Origin of the sequence: Parathalassolituus penaei, assembly GCF_026626885.1 — a bacterium.
Taxonomy (GTDB): Bacteria; Pseudomonadota; Gammaproteobacteria; order Pseudomonadales; family Oceanobacteraceae; genus Oceanobacter; species Oceanobacter penaei.
The window spans coordinates 1-1,457 of the sequence record NZ_JAPNOA010000021.1 but is presented as its reverse complement, the minus strand read 5'-3'; the positions used below and the strand labels follow the sequence as shown (position 1 = coordinate 1,457).

Below are 1,457 nucleotides of genomic sequence, written 5' to 3'. Positions count from 1 at the left end.
AAAGGCTCCGGCAGACAGGTCTCATTCCGGGTTTATAGTGCCACGCCGACCTACACCGACTGGATGAAAGCCCGAATCGACAGTGACGAAGGCAAGAGAATCTACAGCCATCGGATGTCGACGGTTGAACCCGTGTTCGCGAACCTGGAACACAATAAAGGCTTGAAGCGGTTCAGTCTGCGGGGTAAAAAGAAGGTGCAAGCTCAATGGCAGTTATACGCCATGGTACACAACATTGAGAAGTTGATACCCAAAATCGGGTAATCAAAGGGAAATAACAGGATAAGGAGGTCGAATATGCAACGANCGATATCGTGTTTCATCTATCTCCAGTCGTTTAATAATTTTGAGAAAGACTGTTGGCTCAGATTTTCGATAGATTCTTGATATGAGAAAAATATCAGCCTCGAAAATACTTTTTCTACAGTCTCGTTAGGCGAGTGCGATTTCTCGGTCTAGTATTCTGAATCTAATTTTTGTGTTAAATATGAAGGGTTAAAGTGGGGCATTAAGGGCGAAATTAATGGAAATAGAAGGAATAAAAAGATTATTACATCGTCCTGCCACGAAATTTTCCGTTGGCGGCTTTCGACCAACAAACGAGTTAACTGAAAGCTGGGTAGGCAAAGTGTTCCTCTTTGGTAAAGGAGAAGATATCCCGATTAATAGCAGAGGCAAGCAAATGATGCCATTGGCACAAATATATCTTAAAGATTTGCCCTTTGTGCCAAAGGAACTTGCAGGGATTGAATTAATGACGGTCTTTGTATCATCCGATTTGCCAGAGCAGTTTGACGAGATGGGAGAAAATTGGCTAATACGTGAGTACGCATCAATTGACCATTTAACGAGGAAGGACGTCACTTCTTCAGAATCATTTTTAAAGCCTTTTCCGCTTGGACATGAGTTGGTTGAAAAGGACTTCCCACTTTGGGATGGCGGTGGAGTTCCTTATGAATTAGAAAAGGAAATTCTTATCCTCGAAAAATCGGGTGCTATTGGTTCGTATTACGACATTATTGAACACTGCTATGACCATAAAATTGGAGGGTATCCATCTTTTTGCCAATCAGGTATAGATTTTGGGGATGGTTTTGAATTTGTGTTCCAGATTTCCTCTGACTCCAAATTAAACTTGAATGTTGTCGATAATGGCAGCCTCATGTTTGCAAAAAACGGTTCAACCGGAGAGTGGGTTCTATACTATGATTTTTACTAAACCTGAGGCAGCGCCTAACAAGCGCGTGCAAGGGACAAAACTACGCTCCGGTAAATTGTGGTTTGCTACGCAAACTATACCACAATTTACCTCCACTACGTTTTGCCCTTGACGCGGGCGTTGAAGCTGTAGAAAAACCTCTCTCAACCGCCTTTCTGCGGTAAAATTCCTGGCAGCAGCGAGGAAGCGATATGCCAAGGTACAAGCATTACGATTACAACCAGACGTCGATGGTGGT

General features: G+C 43.0%; 2 protein-coding genes. Both read left to right on the top strand.

Features of this window, described 5'->3' with window-relative positions; all coding sequences use genetic code 11:
- Positions 1–264 (top strand): transposase (locus OUO13_RS07760; protein WP_283172378.1); only part of this gene is annotated, 264 nt, incomplete at its 5' end.
- 259 nt (positions 265–523) lie between these two features.
- Positions 524–1,219 carry a DUF1963 domain-containing protein gene (locus OUO13_RS07755; RefSeq protein WP_222761722.1) on the top strand — a complete coding sequence of 232 codons (696 nt, stop codon included), beginning with the start codon at positions 524–526 and terminating at the stop codon, positions 1,217–1,219.
- Positions 1,220–1,457: the final 238 nt, after the last annotated feature.